Annotated in this window: 19 protein-coding genes and 1 riboswitch; of the genes, 2 read left to right on the top strand and 17 right to left on the bottom strand. The window is 47.3% G+C overall.

Features of this window, described 5'->3' with window-relative positions:
• The 16 genes from QN395_RS16655 to QN395_RS16580 all read right to left on the bottom strand — a co-directional run.
• On the bottom strand, positions 1 to 248 hold a 248-nt coding region (locus tag QN395_RS16655), incomplete at its 3' end, for a hypothetical protein (protein WP_323493111.1).
• A gap of 507 nt (positions 249 to 755) precedes the next feature.
• Entirely contained in the window at positions 756 to 1,925 is a 1,170-nt protein-coding gene (locus tag QN395_RS16650) for a ribonucleotide-diphosphate reductase subunit beta (protein ID WP_322121458.1), read from the bottom strand.
• 159 nt (positions 1,926 to 2,084) lie between these two features.
• Positions 2,085 to 5,006 (bottom strand): ribonucleoside-diphosphate reductase subunit alpha, encoded by a 2,922-nt coding sequence (locus QN395_RS16645; RefSeq protein ID WP_322121457.1) that lies wholly within the window; start codon positions 5,004 to 5,006, stop codon positions 2,085 to 2,087.
• Positions 5,007 to 5,461: 455 nt separating this feature from the next.
• A complete protein-coding gene (gene ampD / locus QN395_RS16640) occupies positions 5,462 to 6,118 on the bottom strand; it encodes a 1,6-anhydro-N-acetylmuramyl-L-alanine amidase AmpD (protein WP_322121456.1) in 657 nt (218 codons plus the stop codon).
• Between the two features lie 16 nt (positions 6,119 to 6,134).
• Complete coding sequence (locus QN395_RS16635) at positions 6,135 to 7,724, bottom strand: sigma-54 dependent transcriptional regulator (RefSeq protein WP_322121455.1); 1,590 nt, start codon at positions 7,722 to 7,724, stop codon at positions 6,135 to 6,137.
• An 80-nt stretch (positions 7,725 to 7,804) separates the two neighbouring features.
• The gene (locus tag QN395_RS16630; protein ID WP_322121454.1) at positions 7,805 to 9,559 is read right to left on the bottom strand and encodes a two-component system sensor histidine kinase NtrB; all 1,755 of its coding nucleotides are present in this window, start codon (positions 9,557 to 9,559) and stop codon (positions 7,805 to 7,807) included.
• A gap of 13 nt (positions 9,560 to 9,572) precedes the next feature.
• A complete protein-coding gene (locus tag QN395_RS16625; protein ID WP_322121453.1) occupies positions 9,573 to 9,833 on the bottom strand; it encodes a PP0621 family protein in 261 nt (86 codons plus the stop codon).
• Positions 9,830 to 10,639 carry a cytochrome C assembly family protein gene (locus tag QN395_RS16620; protein WP_322121452.1) on the bottom strand — a complete coding sequence of 270 codons (810 nt, stop codon included), beginning with the start codon at positions 10,637 to 10,639 and terminating at the stop codon, positions 9,830 to 9,832. The genes QN395_RS16625 and QN395_RS16620 overlap by 4 nt, the downstream gene beginning before the upstream one ends.
• A gap of 266 nt (positions 10,640 to 10,905) precedes the next feature.
• Positions 10,906 to 11,235: an antibiotic biosynthesis monooxygenase gene (locus QN395_RS16615; RefSeq protein ID WP_322121451.1), complete on the bottom strand. Its 330-nt coding sequence runs from the start codon at positions 11,233 to 11,235 to the stop codon at positions 10,906 to 10,908.
• A 117-nt stretch (positions 11,236 to 11,352) separates the two neighbouring features.
• The gene (locus tag QN395_RS16610; protein ID WP_322121703.1) at positions 11,353 to 12,756 is read right to left on the bottom strand and encodes a sigma-54 dependent transcriptional regulator; all 1,404 of its coding nucleotides are present in this window, start codon (positions 12,754 to 12,756) and stop codon (positions 11,353 to 11,355) included.
• Between the two features lie 183 nt (positions 12,757 to 12,939).
• Positions 12,940 to 15,000, bottom strand: coding sequence for an ATP-binding protein (locus tag QN395_RS16605; protein ID WP_322121450.1), 2,061 nt, complete (start codon positions 14,998 to 15,000; stop codon positions 12,940 to 12,942).
• Positions 15,001 to 15,060: 60 nt separating this feature from the next.
• A complete protein-coding gene (locus QN395_RS16600; RefSeq protein WP_322121449.1) occupies positions 15,061 to 15,867 on the bottom strand; it encodes an ABC transporter ATP-binding protein in 807 nt (268 codons plus the stop codon).
• Between the two features lies 1 nt (position 15,868).
• Complete coding sequence (locus QN395_RS16595) at positions 15,869 to 16,684, bottom strand: ABC transporter permease (protein WP_322121448.1); 816 nt, start codon at positions 16,682 to 16,684, stop codon at positions 15,869 to 15,871.
• Between the two features lie 117 nt (positions 16,685 to 16,801).
• A complete protein-coding gene (locus tag QN395_RS16590) occupies positions 16,802 to 17,779 on the bottom strand; it encodes an ABC transporter substrate-binding protein (protein WP_322121447.1) in 978 nt (325 codons plus the stop codon).
• A 220-nt stretch (positions 17,780 to 17,999) separates the two neighbouring features.
• On the bottom strand, positions 18,000 to 19,307 hold the full coding sequence (locus QN395_RS16585; RefSeq protein WP_322121702.1) for a voltage-gated chloride channel family protein: 1,308 nt from the start codon (positions 19,305 to 19,307) through the stop codon (positions 18,000 to 18,002).
• Between the two features lie 191 nt (positions 19,308 to 19,498).
• Positions 19,499 to 19,585, bottom strand: a riboswitch (Fluoride riboswitch).
• Between the two features lie 112 nt (positions 19,586 to 19,697).
• Entirely contained in the window at positions 19,698 to 20,855 is a 1,158-nt protein-coding gene (locus tag QN395_RS16580; RefSeq protein ID WP_322121446.1) for an ABC transporter substrate-binding protein, read from the bottom strand.
• Between the two features lie 438 nt (positions 20,856 to 21,293).
• On the opposite strand from QN395_RS16580, the gene ffh reads away from it, so the two are divergent.
• Positions 21,294 to 22,664, top strand: coding sequence for a signal recognition particle protein (ffh, locus tag QN395_RS16575; protein WP_323491838.1), 1,371 nt, complete (start codon positions 21,294 to 21,296; stop codon positions 22,662 to 22,664).
• Between the two features lie 282 nt (positions 22,665 to 22,946).
• The gene (locus QN395_RS16570) at positions 22,947 to 23,327 is read left to right on the top strand and encodes an SWIB/MDM2 domain-containing protein (RefSeq protein WP_322121444.1); all 381 of its coding nucleotides are present in this window, start codon (positions 22,947 to 22,949) and stop codon (positions 23,325 to 23,327) included.
• 242 nt (positions 23,328 to 23,569) lie between these two features.
• Here the strand turns inward: QN395_RS16570 and QN395_RS16565 are convergent, their stop codons facing one another.
• Complete coding sequence (locus tag QN395_RS16565) at positions 23,570 to 24,262, bottom strand: hypothetical protein (RefSeq protein WP_322121443.1); 693 nt, start codon at positions 24,260 to 24,262, stop codon at positions 23,570 to 23,572.
• Positions 24,263 to 24,267: the final 5 nt, after the last annotated feature.

Genomic DNA, 24,267 nt, shown 5'->3' with positions numbered 1-24,267 from the left:
GCTGCTGGCTTTGCTACCGCTTTTTTAGCGACTGGCTTCGCTGCTGCTTTCGCTGCTGGCTTTGCTACCGCTTTTTTGGCGACTGGCTTAGCTGCTGCTTTTGCTGCTGGCTTAGCTACAACTTTTTTAGCTGCTGGCTTAGCTGTTGCTTTTGCTGCAGGTTTCGCTGCGGCTTTTACCACTGGCTTAGCTGCTGCTTTTTTTGCAGAGGCTTTCTTTGCCTCTGGTGGTTTTGGTCCTGTTGCCATTTTGTTTCTCCTTCATGAGATGGAAAAAATTGATCAATTAAATCCGCTCATTAAAACAATAAGGCGAGCGGATTATTCATGGGCACAAACAAACTGTTGTTTGCGCTAATGAATGCGGCACCGGCTGAACTGCTGCATCTCCTCTATTGATGCAGCACTTCAGCCATATGGCTTTTGAAGGCGATTCCGTATCCCGGGTATCACAATCCAGCGCTTGCCAGCACAGTTGCAGATACCAATATCAGAATCAAGCAAAACAAACAGCCAAAAAAAACGCCCGCATTAATCAATGCCGGCGTCGGTATTTTGTATTGCAGGAGTTTTTCCAAAACCAAAAGCCGCGACACTTTCGTGGTGTCGCGGCACAAACAGAGTAGATCGATTCGGTCTATGACTGTCCATTCAGTTTGGTGAGGCCTCTCGCGTTTTACACGTCATGCGAATTTGAGTAAGGCATCCAGACTAATCTGAATTTTAGCGGAAATTATTTTCACTGTTTTTCAACTGTTATTCCCAGTTGAGCGCTCCGCCAGTTTGATACTCAATCACACGTGTTTCAAAAAAGTTGCGTTCTTTTTTCAGGTCTATCATTTCGCTCATCCACGGAAACGGATTCTCTTCCTGCGGAAACAAAGTATCAAGACCAATTTGTTGTGCGCGGCGATTTGCGATGAACCGTAAATATCCTTTGAACATCGGCGCATTCAAACCAAGCACTCCACGCGGCATTGTATCCTCTGCGTAGCGATATTCCAACTCCACCGCACGCAAAAACAACGATTTAATTTCATCACGAAATGTCGCTGTCCACAAATGCGGATTTTCCATCTTGATCGTGTTGATCAAATCAATTCCGAAATTGCAGTGCATCGATTCATCACGCAAAATATATTGATATTGTTCTGCTGCGCCCATCATTTTATTTTGACGACCGAGCGCCAAAATTTGTGTAAAGCCGACGTAGAAAAACAGACCTTCCATCAGACATGCAAAGACGATTAAGGACTTTAACAAAGTCTGATCTGTCTCCATCGTACCGGTCTTAAATTCCGGATCGGTCAATGCGTTGATGAACGGGATCAGGAACTGATCTTTATCACGAATCGACTCAACTTCATTGTAAGCATTGAAGATTTCTGCCTCGTCCAAACCCAACGACTCAACGATATACTGATAAGCATGAGTATGAATCGCCTCTTCAAAGGCTTGACGTAACAAATACTGACGGCATTCTGGTGCGGTGATGTGGCGGTAAGTACCCAGCACAATATTATTCGCGGCCAGGGAATCAGCGGTCACAAAGAAACCCAGATTACGTTTGACTAAACGACGTTCGTCTTCTGTCAAACCATTTGGACTTTTCCAAAGTTCAATATCACGCTGCATATTGATTTCTTGCGGCATCCAGTGGTTAGCACAACCAGCCAGATATTTATCCCATGCCCATTTATATTTAAACGGTACGAGCTGATTGACATCAGTTTGACCATTGATAATCCGCTTGTCCGCAGCATTGACGCGACGTGCAACCTCTGCGGGTGCAGCTTCAACAGATTTTATCGGCGCAACTATTGCAGCAAGCTCTGGTAATGGCATACGGGTATTGATCGTTGGCATCGCTGGTGTCGCTGGAGCCATCGGCGCTGCTGGAGCGACTTCTTCATCCCAAGAAAGCATTGGTATATTCCTTAAATTCACTTACTAAATAATTCTATCGTTTTCAGAGGGAGCGAGCACTATCGCTCTACCCCTCATCCTTGATCACTTGCTGTAGTTGCAGTAGTTCTGTTATTTACCCGCTTATTTACTGATGAGCGGCTAATTCACTTCCTGCAATTACTGACAAGCTTCGCACTCTTCGAAACCAGCATCGCCAGGACGCAAGTAGCAAGCAGCACCATCGGCTTCTGATGCAGCAGCTACAGGCACTTCTGCGCCAGCAGAATATCCGCCACTACCATCAACGGCAACTGCATTCAGTGCACCGGTTTTGCTTGTGGACTTTTCAGTATGAGTCGCACCTATCGTACGCAGGTAATAAGTGGTTTTCAGACCACGCAACCAAGCTAACTTATAAGTCTCGTCCAGTTTTTTACCTGAAGCACCTGACATGTAGATATTCAGTGACTGCGCTTGATCTATCCATTTCTGGCGACGTGACGCAGCTTCTACCAACCAAGATGGACTAACTTCAAATGCAGTTGCATATAATTCACGCAGGTCTTGCGGGATACGATCAATCTTTGCCAGGCTACCGTCGAAGTATTTCAGATCAGCGATCATGACTTCGTCCCATAAACCACGTGCTTTCAGATCACGCACCAAGGATTCATTAATCTCAGTAAACTCGCCAGACAAATTCGATTTTACATACAAGTTTTGATAAGTCGGTTCGATACAAGCCGATACACCAATAATGTTAGAAATCGTCGCTGTAGGCGCAATCGCTACACAGTTGGAGTTGCGCATACCGAACTGCTTAATACGATTACGGATAACAGACCAATCCATCGTTTCAGAATAATCGACCTCCAGATAACCACCGCGCTCTTCTGCTAACAGCTTCAGAGAATCTTGCGGGAGAATGCCACGATCCCACAAAGAACCACGATACGAGCTGTAAGCGCCGCGCTCTTCTGCCAACTCAGACGATGCCAGATAAGCGTAATAGCAAACTGCTTCCATCGAGTTATCAGCAAATTGCACTGCATCCATTGAGGCATAAGGTATGCGCATCATGTGCAAGCAATCCTGAAAACCCATAATGCCGAGGCCAACCGGACGATGACGTAAGTTGGAGTCACGCGCTTTCTTGACTGCATAATAGTTGATGTCGATCACGTTATCCAGCATGCGCATCGCTGTGCGGATAGTTTTTTGTAACTTGATGTGATCGAGTTTGCCGTCCTTCATGTGCGCTGGCATATTGACCGAACCTAAATTACATACTGCGATCTCGCTATCGTTTGTGTTGAGTGTGATTTCGGTGCACAAATTAGATGAGTGAACTACGCCCGCATGTTGTTGTGGCGAGCGAATATTGCATGGGTCTTTAAATGTAATCCATGGATGACCAGTTTCAAACAGCATGGATAACATCTTGCGCCACAAGTCTAGCGCAGGGATTTTCTTGGATAGTTCCAGCTCACCGCTCGCCGCTTTAGCTTCATAAGCAACGTAAGCCTGCTCGAAAGCTTTGCCAAACTTCTCATGCAAGTCAGGTACATCGGACGGCGAGAATAAAGTCCAGTCGCCTTTTTCCATGACACGCTTCATAAACAAGTCAGGAATCCAGTTAGCGGTATTCATGTCATGCGTACGACGACGATCATCGCCAGTGTTTTTACGCAGATCAAGAAACTCCTCAATATCCATATGCCAGGTTTCCAGGTAAGCGCAGACTGCACCTTTACGCTTACCACCTTGGTTGACCGCAACGGCAGTATCGTTGACGACTTTCAGGAAAGGCACGACGCCTTGGGATTTACCGTTAGTTCCTTTAATATGTGCGCCGAGTGAGCGGACTGGCGTCCAGTCATTGCCCAGACCACCTGCATATTTCGCCAGCAGAGCGTTTTCTTTGATCGCTTCGTAAATACCATCGAGATCATCCGCGACTGTCGTCAGGTAGCAAGACGACAGTTGTGAGCGTTGTGTACCTGAGTTGAACAAAGTCGGAGTCGAGCTCATAAAATCAAAGCTAGACAATAAGTTATAAAACTCAATTGCACGAGCTTCACGATCAATCTCGCTAATAGCAAGACCCATCGCAACACGCATGTAAAAAGCTTGCGGCATCTCAATACGTGTTCCACGTACATGCAAAAAATAACGGTCATACAAAGTTTGTAGACCGATGTAACCAAATTGCAAATCACGATCAGCAACCAGCGCGTTTGCAAGCTTTTTCAAATCGAACTGACCTAATTTTGCATCCAACAGCTCTGCTTCAATACCTTTTTTGATAAATTTAGGGAAATAGTCAACGTATTCTGCCGCCGCTGCTTGTTGCGCAACTTCTTTACCAAATACCTCTTTACGTACCGTGTGCAACAAGAGGCGTGCCGTAACCTGACTATAGGCAGGCTCTTTTTCCATCAAAGCGCGGGCAGCCAAAATAGCCGATTTATGCAGTTCTTCAACTGGCACGCCATCGTACAAATTCTTTAAGGTTTCTGCCAGAATTGCTTCTGGATCGGCCAACTTGTCCAAACCAACGCACGCAGCTGTAATCAAGTTACGAACTTGTGCGATATCCAGCACCGTAGGTTGACCATCAACGATCACATGAATTTGCGGTACTGCGATATCGGTCTTGGATGCCTGTTGCGATTCTAATTGCTGGCGGCGCTCATCTTGACGCTTGGCACGATACAAAACATAGGCACGTGCCACATCATGTTCGCCAGAACGCATCAGTGCTAATTCAACTTGATCCTGGATATCTTCAATATGAAACGTACCGCCAGTTGGCTGCCTGCGTACCAAAGCAGACACGACACTCGCAGTTAATTGCTCTACCAATTCACGGATACGGGCAGACGCCGCACCCTGGCCGCCGTTAACTGCCAAAAAGGCTTTGGTCACAGCGATTGCGATTTTGGAAGGCTCAAAACCAACCACAGCACCATTCCGGCGAATGATGCGGTAGTCACTGTAACTGGTAGCTTGCGAAACTGGCGCATGGTTAACTGCATGCGACTGCAAAGCCGACAGATCAGATGTGATTGGTGTTGATGTTTCTATTGAAGAGTGCATTTGGCCTCCGGGGTCAGCGTGAATTGTGTTTACGTCGTACTTCGTGTTTTGAGACCGATGATATCGATCGCAATGCTTATTTTTTCAACTAAGTTACCGAACTAAGTTGCTCAACTACGTTTGATTTACTGCGTTTGGTTTGTATTTACTGGAATTGCCTACTGTCTTGAATTAGGTTTTTACTCCATTTGAGTCAAGCAAGATAAATTCAGCGTGGATTCAAAATCTGATCCAAGTCTCTGTTTTATAAATCATTTATGACAATAAAACCGGGATAAAAAAAAGATCAAGTGAAACAGGATTAACAGCAGCATTATTTAAACCAAACCACTAGATGTAGTGCAGAAGATTTGATTTGCACTAATTCTAGTGCCAGAGAGGGAGATGTGCAATCGCTTTTTTTGTTAAAAAGAGAATTATTTTTTTACGACAGCTAGGTTTGTTGATTGACAATCTCAAAGCATGAATGGAAAGCTTGGTGCAGCGTGAGTAAGCACTAACCTAAATTCTTGATCCAATAATTTTTTATATTGTTTCCAGTCAAAATAGGGGCCGGGGTCAGTCTTCCTTCCGGGAGCAATATCTTGATGTCCAACGATGTGACGGATAGGTAGTTTTTGGCACAGGGCGCAACTGAGCGATGCCAAGGTCTTATATTGCCCAGCTTCAAACTCCTGAGTATCAGTCCCCTCAAGCTCTATACCTACAGAAAAATCGTTACAGCCAGATTCTCCATTGAACTGCGACACACCCGCGTGCCAGGCACGCGCCAAGGTTGAGACGAACTGCAATAAGCTTCCGTCACGGCGTATCAAAAAATGGCTAGACACGCGTATGCCGCGCAGAGACTCAAAACTAGGATGCATTGAGTAATCAAGCTGATTTAAGAATAAATCGGAAATTGCAGAGCCGCCAAATTGACCGGCAGGCAAGCTGATGTTGTGAATTATCAGCAGCGAAACTTCAGCATGCTCGGAGCGAGCATCAAAATTAGAAGACGGCAGCCGCGTTGCTAATGAGTACCAACCATCTTCATCCAATGCGTCGGTGGCTCTTGAAGAAACCGAGCTAGTCTGACTTGCTGAGTTTGATGGTTTTAATGGATTTGACATAGCCAAATGACCCGATTTACTCCGGGTCATGAATTTTCAGTTTTTGTATCTGGTAACGCAATTGCCGGAAACTTACTCCCAACAATTCTGCCGCTTGTGTGCGGTTATTGCGCGTTTTAACTAGCGCACGGCGAATAACTTCCTTCTCTATCCGCTCCAGATAATCAGGCAGAGAACATGGTAAATCAGGCTCGATGAAAATATTTTTTCCGCTGTCCGTGACGCTAACAACAGGCTCTACATGATGCGCATTCTGATCCCGAGACAAAGCGGCAGAGCTAGTTTCAATCGCATGGCTTGGGTTTAGCACCTCTGCAGGGGTCGATGTTTCAGGCGTGTCAGGCAGGCTCGTCATTGCTGGTGAAAGTACTGGCAATGCTTTTGTCGCAGGACGCAAAGCCAGATCACTGACTTCAATACAGCCATCATTCGCAAATGCCAGCGCACGCTCCAGAATATTCTCCAGTTCGCGCACATTACCCGGAAAATCATAGGCGGCCAAAGCTTGCAGCGCCTCATCAGATAGTAAGGTAGCAGCGCCAGAATTAGAAAGTTCTGGGGTAGAAAGACGTCGCAAAATACCTTGCGCCAATTCTGCCACATCCTCTAAACGCTCGCGTAGCGGAGGCAAATGCAACTCAATGACATTCAGGCGGTAATATAAATCTTGGCGAAATTTACCTGCCGTCACGCAATTAGCGAGGTTTTGGTGAGTCGCGCTAATAATACGGACATCGACAGGCTCTTCGTTAGTAGCGCCGACCTTGCGGACTCGCCTCTCTTGTATCGCACGCAACAGCTTGACCTGCATCGCCAGCGGCAAATCAGCAACCTCATCCAACATCAGCGTACCGCCGCTCGCCGCCTGAAAAAACCCATCACGGTCATCGCTAGCGCCAGTGAACGCGCCTTTGCGATAGCCGAAAAATTCCGCCTCCATCAAGGCCTCTGGGATGGCACCACAATTAACTGCAATAAATGATTTGTCCGCACGCGCACTATTATTATGTATCTCACGCGCTGCCAGCTCTTTACCGCTACCTGATTCTCCGGTGATGATGACTGGTGCCATGCTGCGCGCCAGTCTACTGATTTGGGAGCGAACATGCTGTAGCGCCTCAGAACGTCCGATCAAACCAGAGGGTAGGATGCGCTCTGCTTGCTTGCTATCGTTGCCATCTTGAATGTCGTGTGCTGTACGGATTTCGCCCAATTGTAAAGCTGATCTGACCAGCTTACGCAACTGATCCAGTGCCACCGGCTTAGACACATAATCAAACGCACCTGCCTTAAGGGCAACTACCGCGTTATCAGCACTGCCAAAAGCGGTAATGACAGCAATCGGCGTATTTTTATAATGACTGTTAACGTCCTGAACTAACTCCATACCAGAACCATCTGGTAAGCGCATATCCGTCAGAATTAAGGCATAACTGGATTTGGATAAATAATTGCGTGCTACCGCGAGTGTCTCGGCGCTATCTACGTCCAATCCCATCTTGATCAGAGTAATTTCCAGCAACTCGCGCAGATGCGCCTCATCATCCACAACAAGAATGCGTGGACTGCCTGGCAAATCTTTAGAGTTCAACTCTTTATTATTCATATTTACTCGTATCTTTTATGCGCCTTAGTGCATGCAAGTTAGTTCTTGCAACTTAGTTCACCCTGCTTAGTTATCGCAACTTAAGAAGGATAAGAGTCGATTAAAGTGAAGTTAACCACAAAACGGCCTTTTGATTCACCAAATAATGAGTAAGGATCATCCGTATGGTATTCATAATCAAGCAAAGCATGATTATTCAAACATAGTTCACGCGCCATATACAAACCTAAACCGGTACCTTTACTGGATGTCGTATAAAAAGGCTCAAATAAATGTGAGCGCACTTCAGCACCGATACCAGGGCCATCATCCTGAATATGCAACTCTTGCCGGTTGATCGCACTCATTTGCGCATAAATCCGTATGCTGCCTGGCTTGCCACTGGCATAACGAACAGCATTCGACAGCAGGTTAACCACAATTTCTCGCAAATGGCCGGGATCAAACACAATATGAAAAGTAACTGACCTGTCCGTATAAATCAAATGTGGATCCAAGCCACGTGTCTCCACAAAGTCTTGCACAATCTCAGTGATAAAAGGTAACAAAGAAAACGGCTTCGTATCTGCCTGCGCCTTGCGTGATAACTTAAGAATATCCTCGATCAACTGGTTCAAGCGTCCGACATTATCATCCACAATTTTTAGCAGGCGCCGCGCTTGTACCGGGTTAGACATATCCTCACCCAACAACGAGGCGGCATAAGAAATCGACGACAAAGGATTTCTGACCTCATGCGCAATGCTCGCCGTCAAACGTCCCATTGACGCTAGCTTTAATTGCTGCGCCTGATTCTCGATATCCGACACATCCTGCATAAAGATAATCGTGTAAGTACCCTGCTCATGGCTAAACCCCGCAATATCCGCACTATCGACATCTACAAAGCGCAATTTTAAATGCGTCACTAAATCAGACCGATTCAAGTTTTCTGGTGAACTGGCATCAATGGTGGCATCGTTTACTTGCCGGATAGAGATGAAGGAAATATCTTCGCCGACCGTCCACGGCATAATGCCCGTATGAATAGTCTTGGCATTAAATGTAGAGTCATTTCTGCTGGACAAAACTTCGGCAATCGATCGCAAGGCCGGAATATCGCGCAAACGGGCGCGGCTGGCTTGCTGTATAAGACGTGCGCCCAATATGCGCTCTGCTGCTGGATTCATTTCAACTAAATGTTCCGCCTGATCGATAACCAAAATACCATCACCCATATCCGCAATTACCAGGCGATTAATCGCCTGTTGTATCGCCAGTGCTTTGCCTCGCTGCACTGCCAAAGCCTCTTGCTGGATCAGGTTTTTTGCTAAGCGGTTGAGTACAAACACCACGGCAAAATAAGCGGCGCCATACAAGCCCGCTTGTGATGTCAGGCCAGGATCTTCTTGCTGTAAGACCCGATAAATACTTTCTACTAATAAAAATAAAGTAACAAAGGCGGCAAAAAACAAGCCCCACAATAAGGGAGCCAGAATACCGACGCCCGCCAAGGGAAATAAATACAGAATTGTCAAGCCATTTTTATTACCGCCAGACGCCAGATAAATAATAGAAATAACAATGATATCAAGCGTTATCTGGCTAGCTAATTGCAGCATGAACCGTCGCTGATAATTAATTTTAATCAGGACAAAGAAAATGGCGATGATCAGGTAGGCGGTACAAGCCAGGGTGAATACGTTGTACTCCGTCAACCATATTTCTTTACCACCCTTCAGGCTCATGTAACCAAACAACACGATGGCAACGACCACCCGTGACACATTCAGGGTCTGAAGGGAACGCCAGAAAGTGGCGCTAGGTAAAGAGGAGGAGCTAGCGGAGCTGGACATTTAATGCAGCGGTCTAATGCAAGTCTGCATGGGCGACGCTACAAAACACTTGCTGCTGCCGGTACACTGCCTCGGACGAGGGCACATACACCTGGCAATGCTCACAACAAACCATAGTCTCGGCATGTTGATTTGCCGGATTGGGATTAGGACTTGAGCCAGTTGACCCACCATCCAAAGGTGCTTGTTGCTGAGCCGATGAGATCGTTGAACTTTTTTTACGCAAAGCCAACACCACCAACACGGCAAGCACCAGCCACATTAAGAACTTCATGACAGGCTCCTGTGCAATATCACTTCTAAGACAAACCGGCTACCGACGTAGGCAAGTAACAAGGTTAAAAAACCGCTTAGGGTAAAACTCAATACCGTTTTCCCACGCCAACCGCGCCAATGGCGACCGATCAGCAAAATACCAAATAACATCCAGGAGAATAGCGACAAAATGGTTTTGTGATCCCATTTGAACGCCACGCCCAAGATTTCCTCTGAAAATACGATGCCGGACAAAACAGTCAGGGTCAATAAAACAAATCCCATCGCCACCAGCCGGAACAGAATTTTTTCCATCATCAGCAAAGCAGGCAAGCGCTCTATCGCCTTGCTAAGCCAAGGCGGTGTCGCTTTGCTAGCTTGCTTGTGCAGATGCGCATCTTGCAAAGTCATTACAACGGCATGGAAAGCAGCGATCGTTAATGTACTGTAAGACAGCAAGGCAATCGCAATATGCCAGGGAAACATCGCAGGCTTGCCTGCCATTGCGACCAAACTACCAGGGAAGAACACAGGCAAGATCGCCATGATTGCCGCATTAGGCAGTAACAATACTTTCAAACCATCTAAGGATAAATTACGACTCTCCAACCAGTAAACAAATACAGATACCCACAATGCGGCTGACAACATCACGGCAAACCCTACCCGCAACTCGTTCGGCATAAAAATAGTCAGATACAAAGCCGCTGCATGCACCAGCCAGCCAGCAATCGTCGTCATAGAATCCAGCAAGCGGCGCTGGCCGGGGATAAAGCTGCAAGCGATATATAGTGCAGCGGCAAGAAAAGGGAGGTAAGTTTGCATGGTTTAAGTTTACACCATGTAGGCTCAGATTTAGCTTGGGATTTAGTATGAGAATTGCTAGTCGGATCAAGACCTGAATTGAGTTTAGACCGTAAGCTTGTTGCAAGCCGTCCAATAATATCCTCTAAAAACTCTTGAAGGAAGGCGGAGCGCAGGCTGCAAAACTATTTGTTCGTGGCTTCTGCGCAGGCGGGAATAGCATTGAAGGAGCCTAGCCTAATTTCATTTTGAGTCAGTCATGAATGAAGCACTGTTTTAGCACCACCTTAATGATTCACAAATCCAGCAGTTGGATGTGGAATTAATCCGTCGCCATAAGCACGCAAGACTTGAGCAATAACCACTTGATAACCGTCCAGCCAGCTGGCTTGCGCGGCTTTTGCCTCCAGATGTTTGGGATGCTGCATCAATGCATGTAAGCCGTCCATGGTCTCCCAATAATAGACATTAGAAATTTGTCCGGTCGCTACATTCTCCCAAGCCTCTTCCCCTATATAGCCCGTAGTTTGTTTGGCGACTTCGGCAATCGCTTGATCCAGCGCATAAAACTCTGCGTCGTACTGCTTTTTATTAAAGATAAATGTAGCTGAATACATCTGAATCCTCTGGCGGACAAAGTATAGGAAGGGTCGAACCTTAGCGAGCGAGGATTGTAGGATATTTATTTAGAGTGAGGTAATTTTTTACCGCTATGGATGGGCATTACAGCTATATCAATCAGCAGCAGGCTTAAACGACAACTGATATTTTTTCAGTTTGTCATACAGCGTTTTTTTCGGAATCCCTAACTGCTCCGCCGCCGAAGCGACATTGCCGTCTTGCTGTTGCAAGGCTTGCTGGATCAGCGTCGCCTCAAACTCCTCTATGCGTTTTGGCAGAGCATCACTTATATTCAAATTCGCGTTCAAATTTATGTTCGAATTTGCAGTAGAAATTTTGGTCAATGGCGCATCGCTAGCGTTCAGATTATCCTGATTGACGTGCATCAGGTTTATATCAGCGACTCCCAGCACTAATTTATCCGCAAAGTTGCGCAGCTCACGCACATTACCGGGCCAGTCGCGCTGCTGCCATTGCAGCATCTGCGCAGTAGGAATCAGCGGTGCAGCTTGCTGGTACCGGATCGCTGCCAACTTTAGGAAATGCGCCAGCAGTAAGGGAATATCCTCGCGGCGTTCATTCAGACGTGGCAGCTCCAGACTGACGACACTGATGCGGTAATACAAATCTTCGCGGAACTTAGATTCTGCGCTCAATTGCAACAAATCTAATTTGCTGGCGGCGATGATGCGGCAATCCAACGTAATTTGTGCATTACCACCCAGTCGCTCCAGCTTGCGCTCTTGTAGCACACGCAAGAGTTTGACCTGCAAAGCCAGCGGCATACTTTCGATTTCATCCAGAAAAATAGTGCCGCCGTTAGCATATTCCAGCTTACCGATGCGACGCTTTTGGGCGCTGGTGAAAGCACCCGCCTCATGACCGAACATTTCACTCTCAAACATCGACTCGGGCAATGCACCGCAATTGATGGCGACAAATTCGCCCGTACGTCCGCTGGCCAGATGCAATTGCTGGGCGACGACTTCTTTGCCGGTACCCGTCGCGCCGTTGATCAATACATCGGCCTGAGTCGGGCCTATCGTTCGGATAAATTTGCGCACCTGCTCAATCGCGGCGGTTTGCCCGATCAACTCTGGTACCACAGACTGGCTAACAACTTGTTGCTTGAGCTTGCGATTGTCCATGACCAGGCGGCGCTTCTCTTGCGCGCGCAAACAGGTGTTTAATAAGCGATCAGCCGCAAACGGTTTTTCGATAAAGTCATACGCACCATTGCGCATTGCCGCCACCGCCATACTGACATCGCCGTGACCCGTAATCAAAATCACAGGCAAATCAGCATCCAGTGCCGCCACTTGTGCCAGTACGTCTAAACCTGATTGACCAGGCAAGCGCACATCCGTCACAACAATCCCGCTAAATTCTGGCTGCAAATAAATCTGTGCCGCCTCGGCACTAGCGCATGCATGTACTTGAAACCCGCCCAACTCCAAGGTCTGTGCAGTTGCCAGACGAACCGCTTGCTCGTCTTCAATCAAGATGGCTTTTAACATGCTATCGACGTTTATCACACCTGACTCCCAAACTAAAAACCTTGAGGAAAACCATATACTCCCCTATTTTTTACGGAAATAATTCTGATTGTCCATATTATTATTGGACACTTTAAATATACATAGTAGGAGTATTAATTTACATCTTTATTAATGTATCTATATCTATGCTCTGGGGAAGGTCTAGACCCGCCCCATCCAGCGCGGGATTTTGACCGTAAATTCTGCCCCGCCTTGCAAGCGGTTTTCAGCACAAAGACTCCCGTTCATCGCCTGCACTATCGAGGATGAAATCGCCAGCCCCAGACCCAAGCCCTGCTCTGATGCTTTGGTGGTAAAAAACGGCTCAAACAAATGCTGTATCACCTGCTCTGGCAAACCCGTCCCAGTATCAATAATACGGATAATCGCGTCCTGCTCATCAGCTTCCAGCAAGACGCTGACTTGTGTTGGCCCATGCTGACTATATTCAATCTCCTGCTGCCGCTGCATTTTTTGCACGACAGAATCCAAGGCATTGCGCATCAAATTAATCAGTACTTGCTCGATTCTGACTGCGTCACCCAATACCAGCAAACCGGTTTGCGACGATAAGAGTAAAGCGACGTTTTGTCGCTCAAACTCACTTTGCATTAATAGCGCCGCTGCTTTTAATGACACGGCAAGGTCAACCTCAGCAACGGCCTCGGGACTTTTTCTGGCGAAACCTTTTAGCTGGCTGATAATCGCGCCCATTCTGGCACTGGCATCGCTGATATGTTGAAGATTCTCGTTGGCCTGCGGTACTTTGCCACGCGCCAGGAAGGTCATTGCATTATCAGCGAAGGCGCGGATAGCCGTCAGCGGTTGATTCAGCTCATGCGTCATGCCGGCGGCCATCTGCCCTAGCATCGCCAGCTTACCGGTTTGTACCATCTCGTCTTGGGTGGATCGCAGCAGATTTTCGGCATCTTGCAACTTGCTGTACTTGGTCGCCAACTGCGCATTGGCATGGGTCAGTTCTTGCGTGCGTAGCGCGATGCGCTGCTCCAGATCATCGGCCGCTTGCTGTAAAGCGCTCTGCAACTCTTGCCGCGCTAGGTGTCTTTCATCCAGACGTCGTCGCCGCTGATGAAACACCGCTGCCGCAGTTGCGAGCAAAATCAGCAAAAGAAAAGCCACCAGCGCGGCCTGAATACCGGCACGGCGGATGGTAGACTCCGACGGAAACAGCATCAATTGCCAGGACAAACGACCTATAGGGCGAGTGACGTAGTTACTTTGCACCTTACTTTGCACCTTACTTTTCACGTCACTCAGTTCATCACGAGAAGACTCACCAAGCTGACCAATATCAGCCCGCTCGGACTTGGGCAAACTGGCAAGTGAGGCAATTGGCTTGCCGCCATATTGCAGGGTCTGCGCAATCAATCTCTGCACATCGTCATTCAGCGTTTGCAAACTATGGTATTGCCAAGCTGGACGATTGCTTAAAAAAATCACGCCATGCTGGTCGCTCAAGGCAATCGGCTCTTCACTGCTACGCCAGGCTTTTTCAAATTCGGTAAGACTAATCTTGACGGCGATGACACCAATGGGAGTGTGTTTAGGCGAACTATCGAGATTGTGAACAGCAGAGCGGATACGGTCCAGCTTTTTGCCGGCCAGTTGATGGGTATTTTCATCCGCGTTTTTATCCGTGCTTTCACCCACATTGTCATCCCCACTACCATCTCCAAATACCGGTTGGGAGATAAAATATCCGGGGACGCTGGTGGTATTGCCGATCGCATAAAAATGTCCGGTACCGCCCTGTATTGCCTCTTTAAAATACGGACGAAAACTAAAATTCTGCCCCATAAAACTTTGCGGCGTATCCCAATTGCTAGCAGCAATGGTGTTACCGTTTTTATCCATCAGATAAATCGCTGCGAGCTTGGATTGCTGTTGAATGTCTTTCAGCGCTGCATGAAATTGTGCCAGCTTCTGCGCATCGCCGGGCGTCGCCAGGATTTGCGCGGCCAAAGGCAGATACGCTAATGCGTACGGCAAGGTTTCGTAACGCTCAAGCACCGATTCCAGATCGAGGGAGATGATCTGCAAATGCCGGTCTCCGGCGGAGCGGATTTCTTCCCGTGCTTTGCCAGATGCCCACCAATATGCACCAAGGATAAACAGCACGGCACATATTAATAAGGCAAAGGCGACAACTACACTGCCAGATAGCAGCGTAGCTGGTTGATGCGAGTCAGATGTACGTCGCATTGGGATGAGTTCGCCTGATGAAATGTGACGATATAGTTTTAAGAGATTAACTTTAAAAGTTTAATCGACTACCGCCATTTTCAGCTCATCCGTGTGATGGCGTTGCTGCTCTTCCATCACCAGTTGGCCTAACTCACGTTTAAGCAGATTGAACTCGGCAGAAGACGGATCACGCAAACGTGGTAACTCCACCATCAGGTCGCGTTTGACCGTACCGGGACGATAGGTCATGACGACAATCCGATCCGCCAGATAAATCGCTTCTTCTATGCTATGCGTGACAAAAATAATCGTCTTTTTTAGCTCAGACCAGATGCGTAACAACTCATCTTGCAAATTACGGCGGGTCAAGGCATCCAGCGCACCGAATGGCTCATCCATCAACATGATGGGCGAATCTAATGCCAGTACGCGGGCAATCGCTACCCGCTGACGCATACCGCCAGACAGGTCTTTGGGGAAACGGCTTTTAAAATCACTTAAGCCCAGCATCGCTAATAAATCTGAGACTTTTTTCTGGATTTCTGACTTACTGACGCCTTTTATTTCTAGTCCAAATGCGATGTTTTTCTCTACCGTCATCCAAGGAAAAAGCGCGTACTCCTGGAATACCATGCCACGATCTGGCCCCGGCGCAGTGACTAACTTCCCTTCCGCTGTAATCGTCCCGCTGGTCGGCAAAGAGAAACCCGCTACCGCATTCAATAAAGTCGATTTGCCGCAACCCGATGGCCCCAGCAAACACACAAATTGGCCCTCTGGAATCTCTAATTGAATATCTTTGAGGGCGACCACCTCACGGTCACTAGTGGTGAAAATTTTATTCACCGCATTGACTTTGATCTGTACAGGATTTGGGCTTGTCATATTAATTCTCCAGACCACGGTGCCAGCGCAGCAAATGGTTATTCAGTTTGTTCATCGCCAGGTCAATTGCCAGGCCCAGCATACCGATACTGATCATGCCGGCAATAATTTTGTCCGACCAGAAATACTCACGCGCCTCTAAAATTCTAAAGCCCAGGCCATTATTAACCGCGATCATTTCTGACACGATCACAACGATAAAAGCGGTACCGATGCCGATACGCACACCCGACAAAATATACGGCACAGCGGCAGGCAACATGACTCGTAAGAACAAGGTTGTTTGGCTCGCCCCCAGATTGCGCGCTGCACGGATATAAATACCGTCAACATGACGTACGCCAGCAATCGTATTCATCAAAACAGGGAAAAATGCGCCGATCGCGATCAAAAATATCGCTGGTGGATTACCCAGTCCAAACCATAAAATCGACAAAGGAATATACGCAATCGGAGGGATAGGTCGCAGTACTTGCATTAAGGGATTCATCCAGGCATAGGCGCGCTGACTAGCACCCATCGCCAAACCTAACGGCAAGGCCAAACCAGCGCCGACCACAAAACCGACTACCACGCGGTACATACTGCCAATCGTATCGCGTATCAATTCACCCGATACCAGCCAACCCAGGCGCGACATCGTCGCCGGATCAAAGGCTTCCATAGGTGAGGCATACTCACACCACTTTTTTACCACAGCCCAAGGTGATGGCAGGACTTGTGGATTAACCCAACCCATCGTCGTGACCACATGCCAGAACAAAATTAAGACCGCAGGCACCACTAAGCCCGCGCCGATTTCACGCCATTTCTTCATATTGCTTCCTTATAGAGAAAATGCTGTCGATGAATGGCAAGCATCCATCGGAGACGATCATTGACGGCTAAGAGATACGGGCATTACTCCGGTTACCTTAGCCGTAACTATGTCAGCCTATTTGATATTAAGCGATTTTTTTGCAGCGTCGAGCAAATCGGTCTTGACCCAATCTTTGGCGACGGGTGGCTTTGCCATTTTGCCGACGCCATATTTTTGCATCAGATCCGTAGTGATCTGGATATGCTCTGGCGTGACATCGTAGGAATAAGGAGAATTGCCAATCGCGTTGACAAAATCTTCTTTTGTGATTTGTCCTTTGAAAATCGTTTCGCGGACATATTTTTCGGCCAGGTCTTTGTTATCGATAAAGGTTTTAGTCGCCTCTACAAAACAGCGCATAAATTTTTCTGCGAGTGGGCGGTTCTCTTTATAGAATTTTTCTGTCATGACCATCGTGCGTACTGGCTCACCAATTGGTGTGTCGTAAGGTTTGATCAGTTCTGCACCAAAACCTTTGTTAATTGCTTGCGCCGAATATGGTTCAGATTGCATGATGGCATCGACATTTTTACCAAGCAAAGCTTGATTCAAATCAGGAAAGCCAAGATAAATAATCTGCACATCTTTGCCCGGTTGATCAGAATAACTTAAGCCATTTTGCGACAACTCTGCCGCCAGCAAAATATCCTGAATACCACCACGGGTAACGCCGACTTTTTTACCTTTTAATTCTTTAACGGTTTTAATTCCCAAGTCAGGACGTGTCACCAAACGTGCACCACCTTTGGCAAATCCAGCAACGATATAGATAGGTGCACCGCTGGCTCTGGCAGAGATCACAGCTTCAGACGACACAGCGGCCACATCCAGTTCGCCAGCGATCACTGCTTGCATCGCATCGAGGCCTTTGGGGAATACTTTTTCATCGACTTTGATACCGCATTTTGGCGCGATCTCTTTGATATAAGACACTGCACCGTAATGAGCAAATTTGAGATTACCCAATCGCACAACATCTTCTGCCTGAGCGGCGCCGGCGAATGCAGCAGAAATGGATAAAACGAGGGACGTGACGATAGCTTTTTTAAACATGATGGTCTCCTGACTATTATTGATTTGTACAACGGGTATAGCAGACTTTGTGCCAGCTTCGATTATTTTGCAAGTCATTGATTTTTATCATCTTGGTCGGGCTAGTTACCCGGATTATTCTGACGAACCAGAATAATCTGGAGCTAAAACGAAAAAGTTTGCCGTTTTTCGCACAGACACAAATTGAATTCAATTTAGAACACAAACGCGAGATAGCTTATCAGGGCTTATTCTTTTTTGATGTTGTGACGAGATCCTTGGCCTGATTGTGAAACTCACTAAGTTTCACCGGCCTCGCTCCCGCAGCTGCATCCAGGTTAGCATGCAAATGTTTTGCCTGTCCCACGCGTTGCGAGCGATAAATGCCGGTGTGTCCTGAGAACAAATAACTGACCACACAGGCAATCCCCGCATACACGCCAACCTCGGCACCAAATAGCTCCATCGCCATTAAAGTAGAAGCAATCGGCGTATTCGCAGCACCGGCAAATACCGCGACAAAACCAACGCCTGCCAATAAAGGGAAAGGCATATTCAGTAGTGGCGCAAGCGCATTTCCCAACGTAGCACCGATATAAAACAGTGGTGTAACCTCGCCACCCTTAAAGCCAGTTCCCAGCGACACAATGGTAAATAGCATCTTGGCAGCAAAATCATAAGACGCTAAAGGATGCTGAAAAGCCTCTACGATAGTGGGAATACCCAAGCCTATATAACGATCTACCCGGCTATCGCTACCCAACAACCAGAACGCAGCAGCGATCACTACACCACCAATAAAAGGTCGCAGCGGCGCGTAGTGAATCAGCCGCTTCATCAAGGCACTTAGACTATGGGTTGCATCTGCAAATATTTTCCCGGCCAATCCAAACAGTATTCCTGCGATTAGCATCGCGACCAATCCCCAGGCGGATATAGCGGGGATAAAAGGAATCGCATAATACGTATGGTGTATGTCCAAAATTGGCCCCCAAAGCAAACCTACCTGGTCAGCCACGATAGCCGCCACCAGACAAGGCAAAATCGCGTCGTAACGCAAGCGACCAATCGCCAACACTTCTAATCCAAAAATCGCACCGGCTAAAGGCGTCCCAAATACCGAAGCGAAACCTGCGCTGATGCCTGCCATTAAAATAATCCGGCGGTCTTCGTGTTTAAGTTTGAATAGCTGTGTTAATTGATCCGCCAGAGCACCGCCCATTTGTACCGCCGTACCCTCGCGTCCGACAGAGGCGCCAAACAAATGTGACACTACTGTGCCAGCTAGTACCAACGGTGCCATACGCAATGGAATCAGTTTTTTAGGATCATGGATTTCATCGATCAAGAGATTATTACCAGCCTCTACCTGCTGCCCCAATTTGAGATACAGCCAACCTACAACAAAACCAGCCACAGGCAATAAAGCAATCAGCCAGCGGTGTGTCAGCCGGGTATTGGTAGCCCACTCCAGCGCGAACAGAAAAAAAGCAGATGCCGTCCCTGCCAGCGCCGCGACTGCGGTGGCCAATAAAATCCATTTGACCATGTAAGGCACGATCGCCAGTTGCTCAATCGGGCGAGATGAATTAATACTTTGAAGAGATTTCGGAGGTCTGGTTTGTTTTGAGGTTTTCATGCGAATCCTGTTATATCTTTATCTTGGACTATAAGACAAAACCGGATCAATTGAAAATCGCTGTGTTGACTATGCGCCTACACCTTCCCAATTGATCAGGGACAAATGTAGGCATCATTAGCACTAGGGTGTGTTGACCTAAAGCGGTTAGCGAAAAATGCAGGAGGAATGCCATCTCCGAGCGTGAATTCTAACGCATCATTTCTTCTATATCTTTGCTATTAGCGACGAAAATAAAGCTTGTATCATTAAGCGAGGATTTCAGCGCTACGACAAAACTTCATTTTCCAAAACCAAGGCTTAGCGAAGGAACTTGCCGTCTTTGCTGATGATCGTCAACTCTACAAATTCGCTACCACTGTGATTTTGGTCGGTGTAACTTAGCACTACTCCACCAAGATCAAAACGACGCATTGATTCTAAAGCGCGAATCAAACTATCACGTGTCAAGTTACGACCCGCACGACGTAAAGCCTCCACCATCACTTTAGCGCCGACAAACCCCTCCATTGAGGCATAAGAAGAATTGACGCCCTGCGGAGCAGCTATCTCTTTAAATTCCTGTCCTAGCTTGGTAGAGGTCGAATTAGGTGCAGGCATAATTTGCGACACAATAATGCCAGCACTAGCCTTGCCCAGAGCCTCGACAAAGGATTGAGAGGAGTTGTTGGATAAGGTCATGATTTGCACAGCATTGCCTTGTGCACGAACGGCTTTAATGATGTCTACCGTAGTCGTTGCAGAACCGACGATAATCAAGGCCTTTGCTTTACTTTGGTTCAACGTAGCTACGACAGCAGCAACATCAGGTTTTGTGCGATCGTATTTGAAGACGATTGCTGGTGTCAGATTGTATTTCGCCATTGCATGATTAAAACCGATCAATCCATCATTGCCAAAACTATCGTCTACATGCAATACGCCGATCTCTTTGATACCCACCGTATTAAACTGTTCCACACCTCGCGTGACCTCATCCCGGTATTTGGCGCGGACATTGAAGACATAGCGGTTATTCGGTGTATGAAATAAGGTCGCACCCGTGCTTGGTGCAATCAGGGGGATTTTATTTTCAGCCAATAGGGGCAACAAAGCCTCGGTATGTGGCGTACCGCGCGACTGAAACAGAGCAAACACATGTTCTGTTTTGATTAATGTCCCGGCATTACCGGCGGCAAGCGCTGGCTCAAACTTATCATCGAGTGTGCGGACTTCGATCTTTCGCCCGTTCACGCCACCATTTTTATTGATGTAAGCAAAATAGGCATTTGCGCCTGCATTCATCTCTTTAACGGGCCCGGCAATTTGCCCTGTCAAACCAACCGTCTGCCCCAGTAAAATCGTGCTCTCACTTACGCCATCTTCGGCATAGGCAAGACCGCCAGCACCCAGCGTTGAGGACACCAAAGCCAGGGATGCGCACAGCCTGGCCGAAAAATACCATGTAGATCGCAGCATATTTGTCTCCTGTTATGAGAGAAAATTTCCTCGACATGAGTGAAATGAACTCTCTTTTTTATATTTTATTTTTTGTGTTTAAGTGTAATTAGCTAGGTTTGAGTTTTTTGACACATCTGTTTGAATTCAAACACTCGCACTGCCTTACACAATATTAGGCAATATTGAACAGCAATCAAACCCCGCAATACACCGCTAGGATTAAACAGGACAAAACCATGTCCAACATCGGTAATACTACGCATCGGTGTTTAATCTTAGGCAACTACACCGTACTATTTGGGATTTTTACAAGTTGTACGAAGGGTTTGCCGCCCTATTCCAGAATTGGAACAAGCAGAACGCTCGATCAGGTAAAATGCTAGCCTGATTAGCGCACCCGAATTTCGCTCTAAATGTTGCTGCATCCATAATTTATCTGAAAATTAAATCTCATCCATGCTCGATAATCTGACCCAACGCCTTGCCAAAGTGGTGAAAACCATGCGCGGCGAAGCTCGTTTAACTGAATCCAATACCGCCGAGATGTTGCGCGAAGTACGTATGGCTTTACTGGAGGCCGACGTTGCCTTGCCTGCGGTGCGTGATTTAATCGCCCGCGTCAAAGAAAAAGCCTTGGGCGAAGAGGTCATCAGTTCGCTCACGCCGGGCCAGGCGCTGGTCGGCGTGGTGCAAAAGGAATTGGCAAGCTTAATGGGTGCCGATCTCGGCCCCGAAGCCTATCAACTCAGCTTTGCGACCCAACCTCCGGCAATTATTTTGATGGCAGGTTTGCAAGGTGCCGGTAAAACGACCACAGTCGGTAAACTCGCTAAATTTTTACGCGAGCAAAAAAAGAAAAAAGTTTTAACCGTCTCTGCCGACGTGTATCGCCCGGCTGCGATTGGTCAGCTACAAACTGTGACTGCGCAAGTAGGCGCTGACTTCTTCCCGACGCTGCCGACCGACAACCCAGTTGATATCGCTTTAGCTGCGCTGGATTTTGCAAAAAAGCATTACCACGATGTGCTGATTATTGATACCGCCGGTCGTCTGGGTATTGATGAAGCAATGATGCAAGAAATCTCCGCGATACATGCCGCGGTCAAGCCAATAGAAACCCTGTTCGTGGTCGATGCCATGCTTGGCCAAGATGCGGTCAATACGGCAAAAGCCTTTAACGATGCTTTGCCCCTAACCGGTATCGTACTGACCAAACTAGATGGCGATTCGCGCGGTGGTGCTGCATTGTCGGTACGTCATATCACTGGCAAACCAATTAAATTTGCGGGTGTAGCGGAAAAACTAGATGGCTTAGAAGCCTTCGATCCAGTCCGCATGGCGAACCGTATTTTGGGCATGGGCGATATTCTGGCATTGGTCGAATCCGCTCAAAAAGGCATGGACGTCGCTGCAGCACAAGATCTGGCGCACAAGATCAAAGGTGGCGGTAAGTTTGATATGAATGACTTCAAGCTACAGCTATCGCAAATGAAAAAGATGGGCGGTTTGTCCAATTTGATGGACAAACTGCCTGCGCAAATGCAGCAAGCTGCGAGTGGCGCGAATATGGATCAGGCAGAAAAAAGTGTGCGTCGCATGGAAGGTATGATCAATTCCATGACGCCAAGAGAAAGAGCAAAACCAGATCTGATCAAAGCATCGCGCAAACGCCGGATTGCAATGGGTGCAGGCGTCCAGATTCAAGAAGTCAACCGCATGCTAGCCCAATTTGAACAAATGCAAAGCATGATGAAAAAGCTGCAAGGCGGCGGCATGATGAAGATGATGCGCAGCATGAAAGGCATGATGCCGGGCAAATCGAGATAAGCGCAAAAGCAATACCAGCGCTCTATGGTGCTCTATGGCGCCCTCTGCTAACCCCGACACAAACAGTAACACCGCAAGACTACAGACCGAATACCGCCCTGAAAATATGTAAATTTAAGGCGTGATTCGGTTTTTTTCACTCTACAGCACTGCACTCTGCTAATTACGACACATTTTATACAAAAAGCCACAAAAAACACTTGCATCACTCTGCAAAGCGCACCACTATTAGCGATGCGTGAAACGGCGCATTTTCCAAGATACTTGTGAAGGAGCCTCAATATGGCAACAGCAGCAAAAAAACCAGTGGCAAAAAAACCAGCAGCGCCAGCAGCAGTTAAAAAAGTAGCAGCACCTAAGGCCGCACCAGCAGCTAAAGTGGCTAAAGCAGCTAAGGCAGACGCACCTGCACGTAAGCCAAATGCAGCATTTATGAAACCAATGACGATCTCGCCAACTTTGGCAGCAGTCATCGGCGCAGCGCCGATTCCTCGTACTGAAGTCACTAAAAAAGTATGGGAATACATCAAGAAGCACAAGCTGCAAGATGAAGCAAACAAACGCAACATCAATGCAGATGACAAATTGAAAGCTGTCTTCGGCGGCAAAGCTCAAGTCTCTATGTTTGAAATGACAAAGTTGATTTCCGGTCACCTGTCTTAATTTGACCGCAGTCGTTTTGGGCGACTTATTGGCGTATTGCAAGCTTCATCGCAATCCCAATCCCAAACAAAAAAGCCCGCATCGCGCGGGCTTTTTTGTTTTTAATAAGAAAATACTCGGGTAGGGTATTTGTTAATTGTCCATATAATATTTGGACAATCAGGCATATGTTTAAAAAAATAACGGGGAGTATATTCAATCCACCCCTTCCGAGCCCGATCTCCGCTACTTAGATTGATCGCCTACAAATTGCCACAAGTTACTGGCACCGCGGCCAACTCATTGCCAATGATTTCTCCTGGTTTTCTGTGCAATATGCAGTAAGTCCCATATGGCGTAATAACTTTGGTGACTGGGCGACCATCGCCTAGGAGCACACGCTCTTCGTGATAGCCCTCTCTTTGCGTGGTCGCTGCCGCCGCGATATTTTGCGCCAGCTTACTCATCGGAGATGCGGGTGGTTTTAGGGTAACGCGATCACGGGCTTCAAAATCGGTTTTTAATCCCTTGGTGATGTTAGTTATATCGGTGTTGAGGCCTTTATCAACCATCGCCTGACTTGCTGGTGCTGTGGGCATTGCTTGGCTCTCAGTCGCTATCATTAGTGTATTGACAGGTGCAGTAGTTGTTTTGGTCTTAGCGATCTTCTCGTTTTTGATGACAGTAACCGAGGATGCGATTATTTTTTGCTCATGATGTTTTAGTACATTCTCTTGCGCGTTGAAAACTGGCTTGCTCTCTGACTCATGCACATCTTTTTTCTGAGGCACCACTAATGCATTGCCAGGAATCAGAAGCACAAAAAGTGCAGATAATTGCTCGTTCGCTTTTTTATGAGCCGTCGTGTCCGTCCATACAAAAAATAAAGCACCATGGATTGCGGCAATCAATAGTAAGTAGGGCCAGCGCAGTGGTTTTGTAAGATTTAAATCCAAAGCGC

Origin of the sequence: Undibacterium sp. RTI2.2, from assembly GCF_035018705.1 — a bacterium.
GTDB lineage: Bacteria > Pseudomonadota > Gammaproteobacteria > Burkholderiales > Burkholderiaceae_D > Undibacterium.
Note: the sequence above shows the minus strand (reverse complement) of the source record. Positions and strands in the feature narration are given on the sequence as shown.

What these genes read in the sequence shown, in the direction of transcription:
- QN395_RS16625 (WP_322121453.1), bottom strand. Translation starts at nt 9,833, where the DNA reads ATGAAGTTCTTAATGTGGCTGGTGCTTGCCGTGTTGGTGGTGTTGGCT.
- QN395_RS16570 (WP_322121444.1), top strand. Translation starts at nt 22,947, where the DNA reads ATGGCAACAGCAGCAAAAAAACCAGTGGCAAAAAAACCAGCAGCGCCA.
- QN395_RS16605 (WP_322121450.1), bottom strand. Translation starts at nt 15,000, where the DNA reads ATGCGACGTACATCTGACTCGCATCAACCAGCTACGCTGCTATCTGGC.
- ampD (WP_322121456.1), bottom strand. Translation starts at nt 6,118, where the DNA reads ATGTCAAATCCATTAAAACCATCAAACTCAGCAAGTCAGACTAGCTCG.
- QN395_RS16635 (WP_322121455.1), bottom strand. Translation starts at nt 7,724, where the DNA reads ATGAATAATAAAGAGTTGAACTCTAAAGATTTGCCAGGCAGTCCACGC.
- QN395_RS16620 (WP_322121452.1), bottom strand. Translation starts at nt 10,639, where the DNA reads ATGCAAACTTACCTCCCTTTTCTTGCCGCTGCACTATATATCGCTTGC.
- QN395_RS16600 (WP_322121449.1), bottom strand. Translation starts at nt 15,867, where the DNA reads ATGACAAGCCCAAATCCTGTACAGATCAAAGTCAATGCGGTGAATAAA.
- QN395_RS16630 (WP_322121454.1), bottom strand. Translation starts at nt 9,559, where the DNA reads ATGTCCAGCTCCGCTAGCTCCTCCTCTTTACCTAGCGCCACTTTCTGG.
- QN395_RS16595 (WP_322121448.1), bottom strand. Translation starts at nt 16,684, where the DNA reads ATGAAGAAATGGCGTGAAATCGGCGCGGGCTTAGTGGTGCCTGCGGTC.
- QN395_RS16645 (WP_322121457.1), bottom strand. Translation starts at nt 5,006, where the DNA reads ATGCACTCTTCAATAGAAACATCAACACCAATCACATCTGATCTGTCG.
- QN395_RS16590 (WP_322121447.1), bottom strand. Translation starts at nt 17,779, where the DNA reads ATGTTTAAAAAAGCTATCGTCACGTCCCTCGTTTTATCCATTTCTGCT.
- QN395_RS16615 (WP_322121451.1), bottom strand. Translation starts at nt 11,235, where the DNA reads ATGTATTCAGCTACATTTATCTTTAATAAAAAGCAGTACGACGCAGAG.
- QN395_RS16585 (WP_322121702.1), bottom strand. Translation starts at nt 19,307, where the DNA reads ATGGTCAAATGGATTTTATTGGCCACCGCAGTCGCGGCGCTGGCAGGG.
- QN395_RS16580 (WP_322121446.1), bottom strand. Translation starts at nt 20,855, where the DNA reads ATGCTGCGATCTACATGGTATTTTTCGGCCAGGCTGTGCGCATCCCTG.
- QN395_RS16610 (WP_322121703.1), bottom strand. Translation starts at nt 12,756, where the DNA reads ATGTTAAAAGCCATCTTGATTGAAGACGAGCAAGCGGTTCGTCTGGCA.
- QN395_RS16650 (WP_322121458.1), bottom strand. Translation starts at nt 1,925, where the DNA reads ATGCTTTCTTGGGATGAAGAAGTCGCTCCAGCAGCGCCGATGGCTCCA.
- ffh (WP_323491838.1), top strand. Translation starts at nt 21,294, where the DNA reads ATGCTCGATAATCTGACCCAACGCCTTGCCAAAGTGGTGAAAACCATG.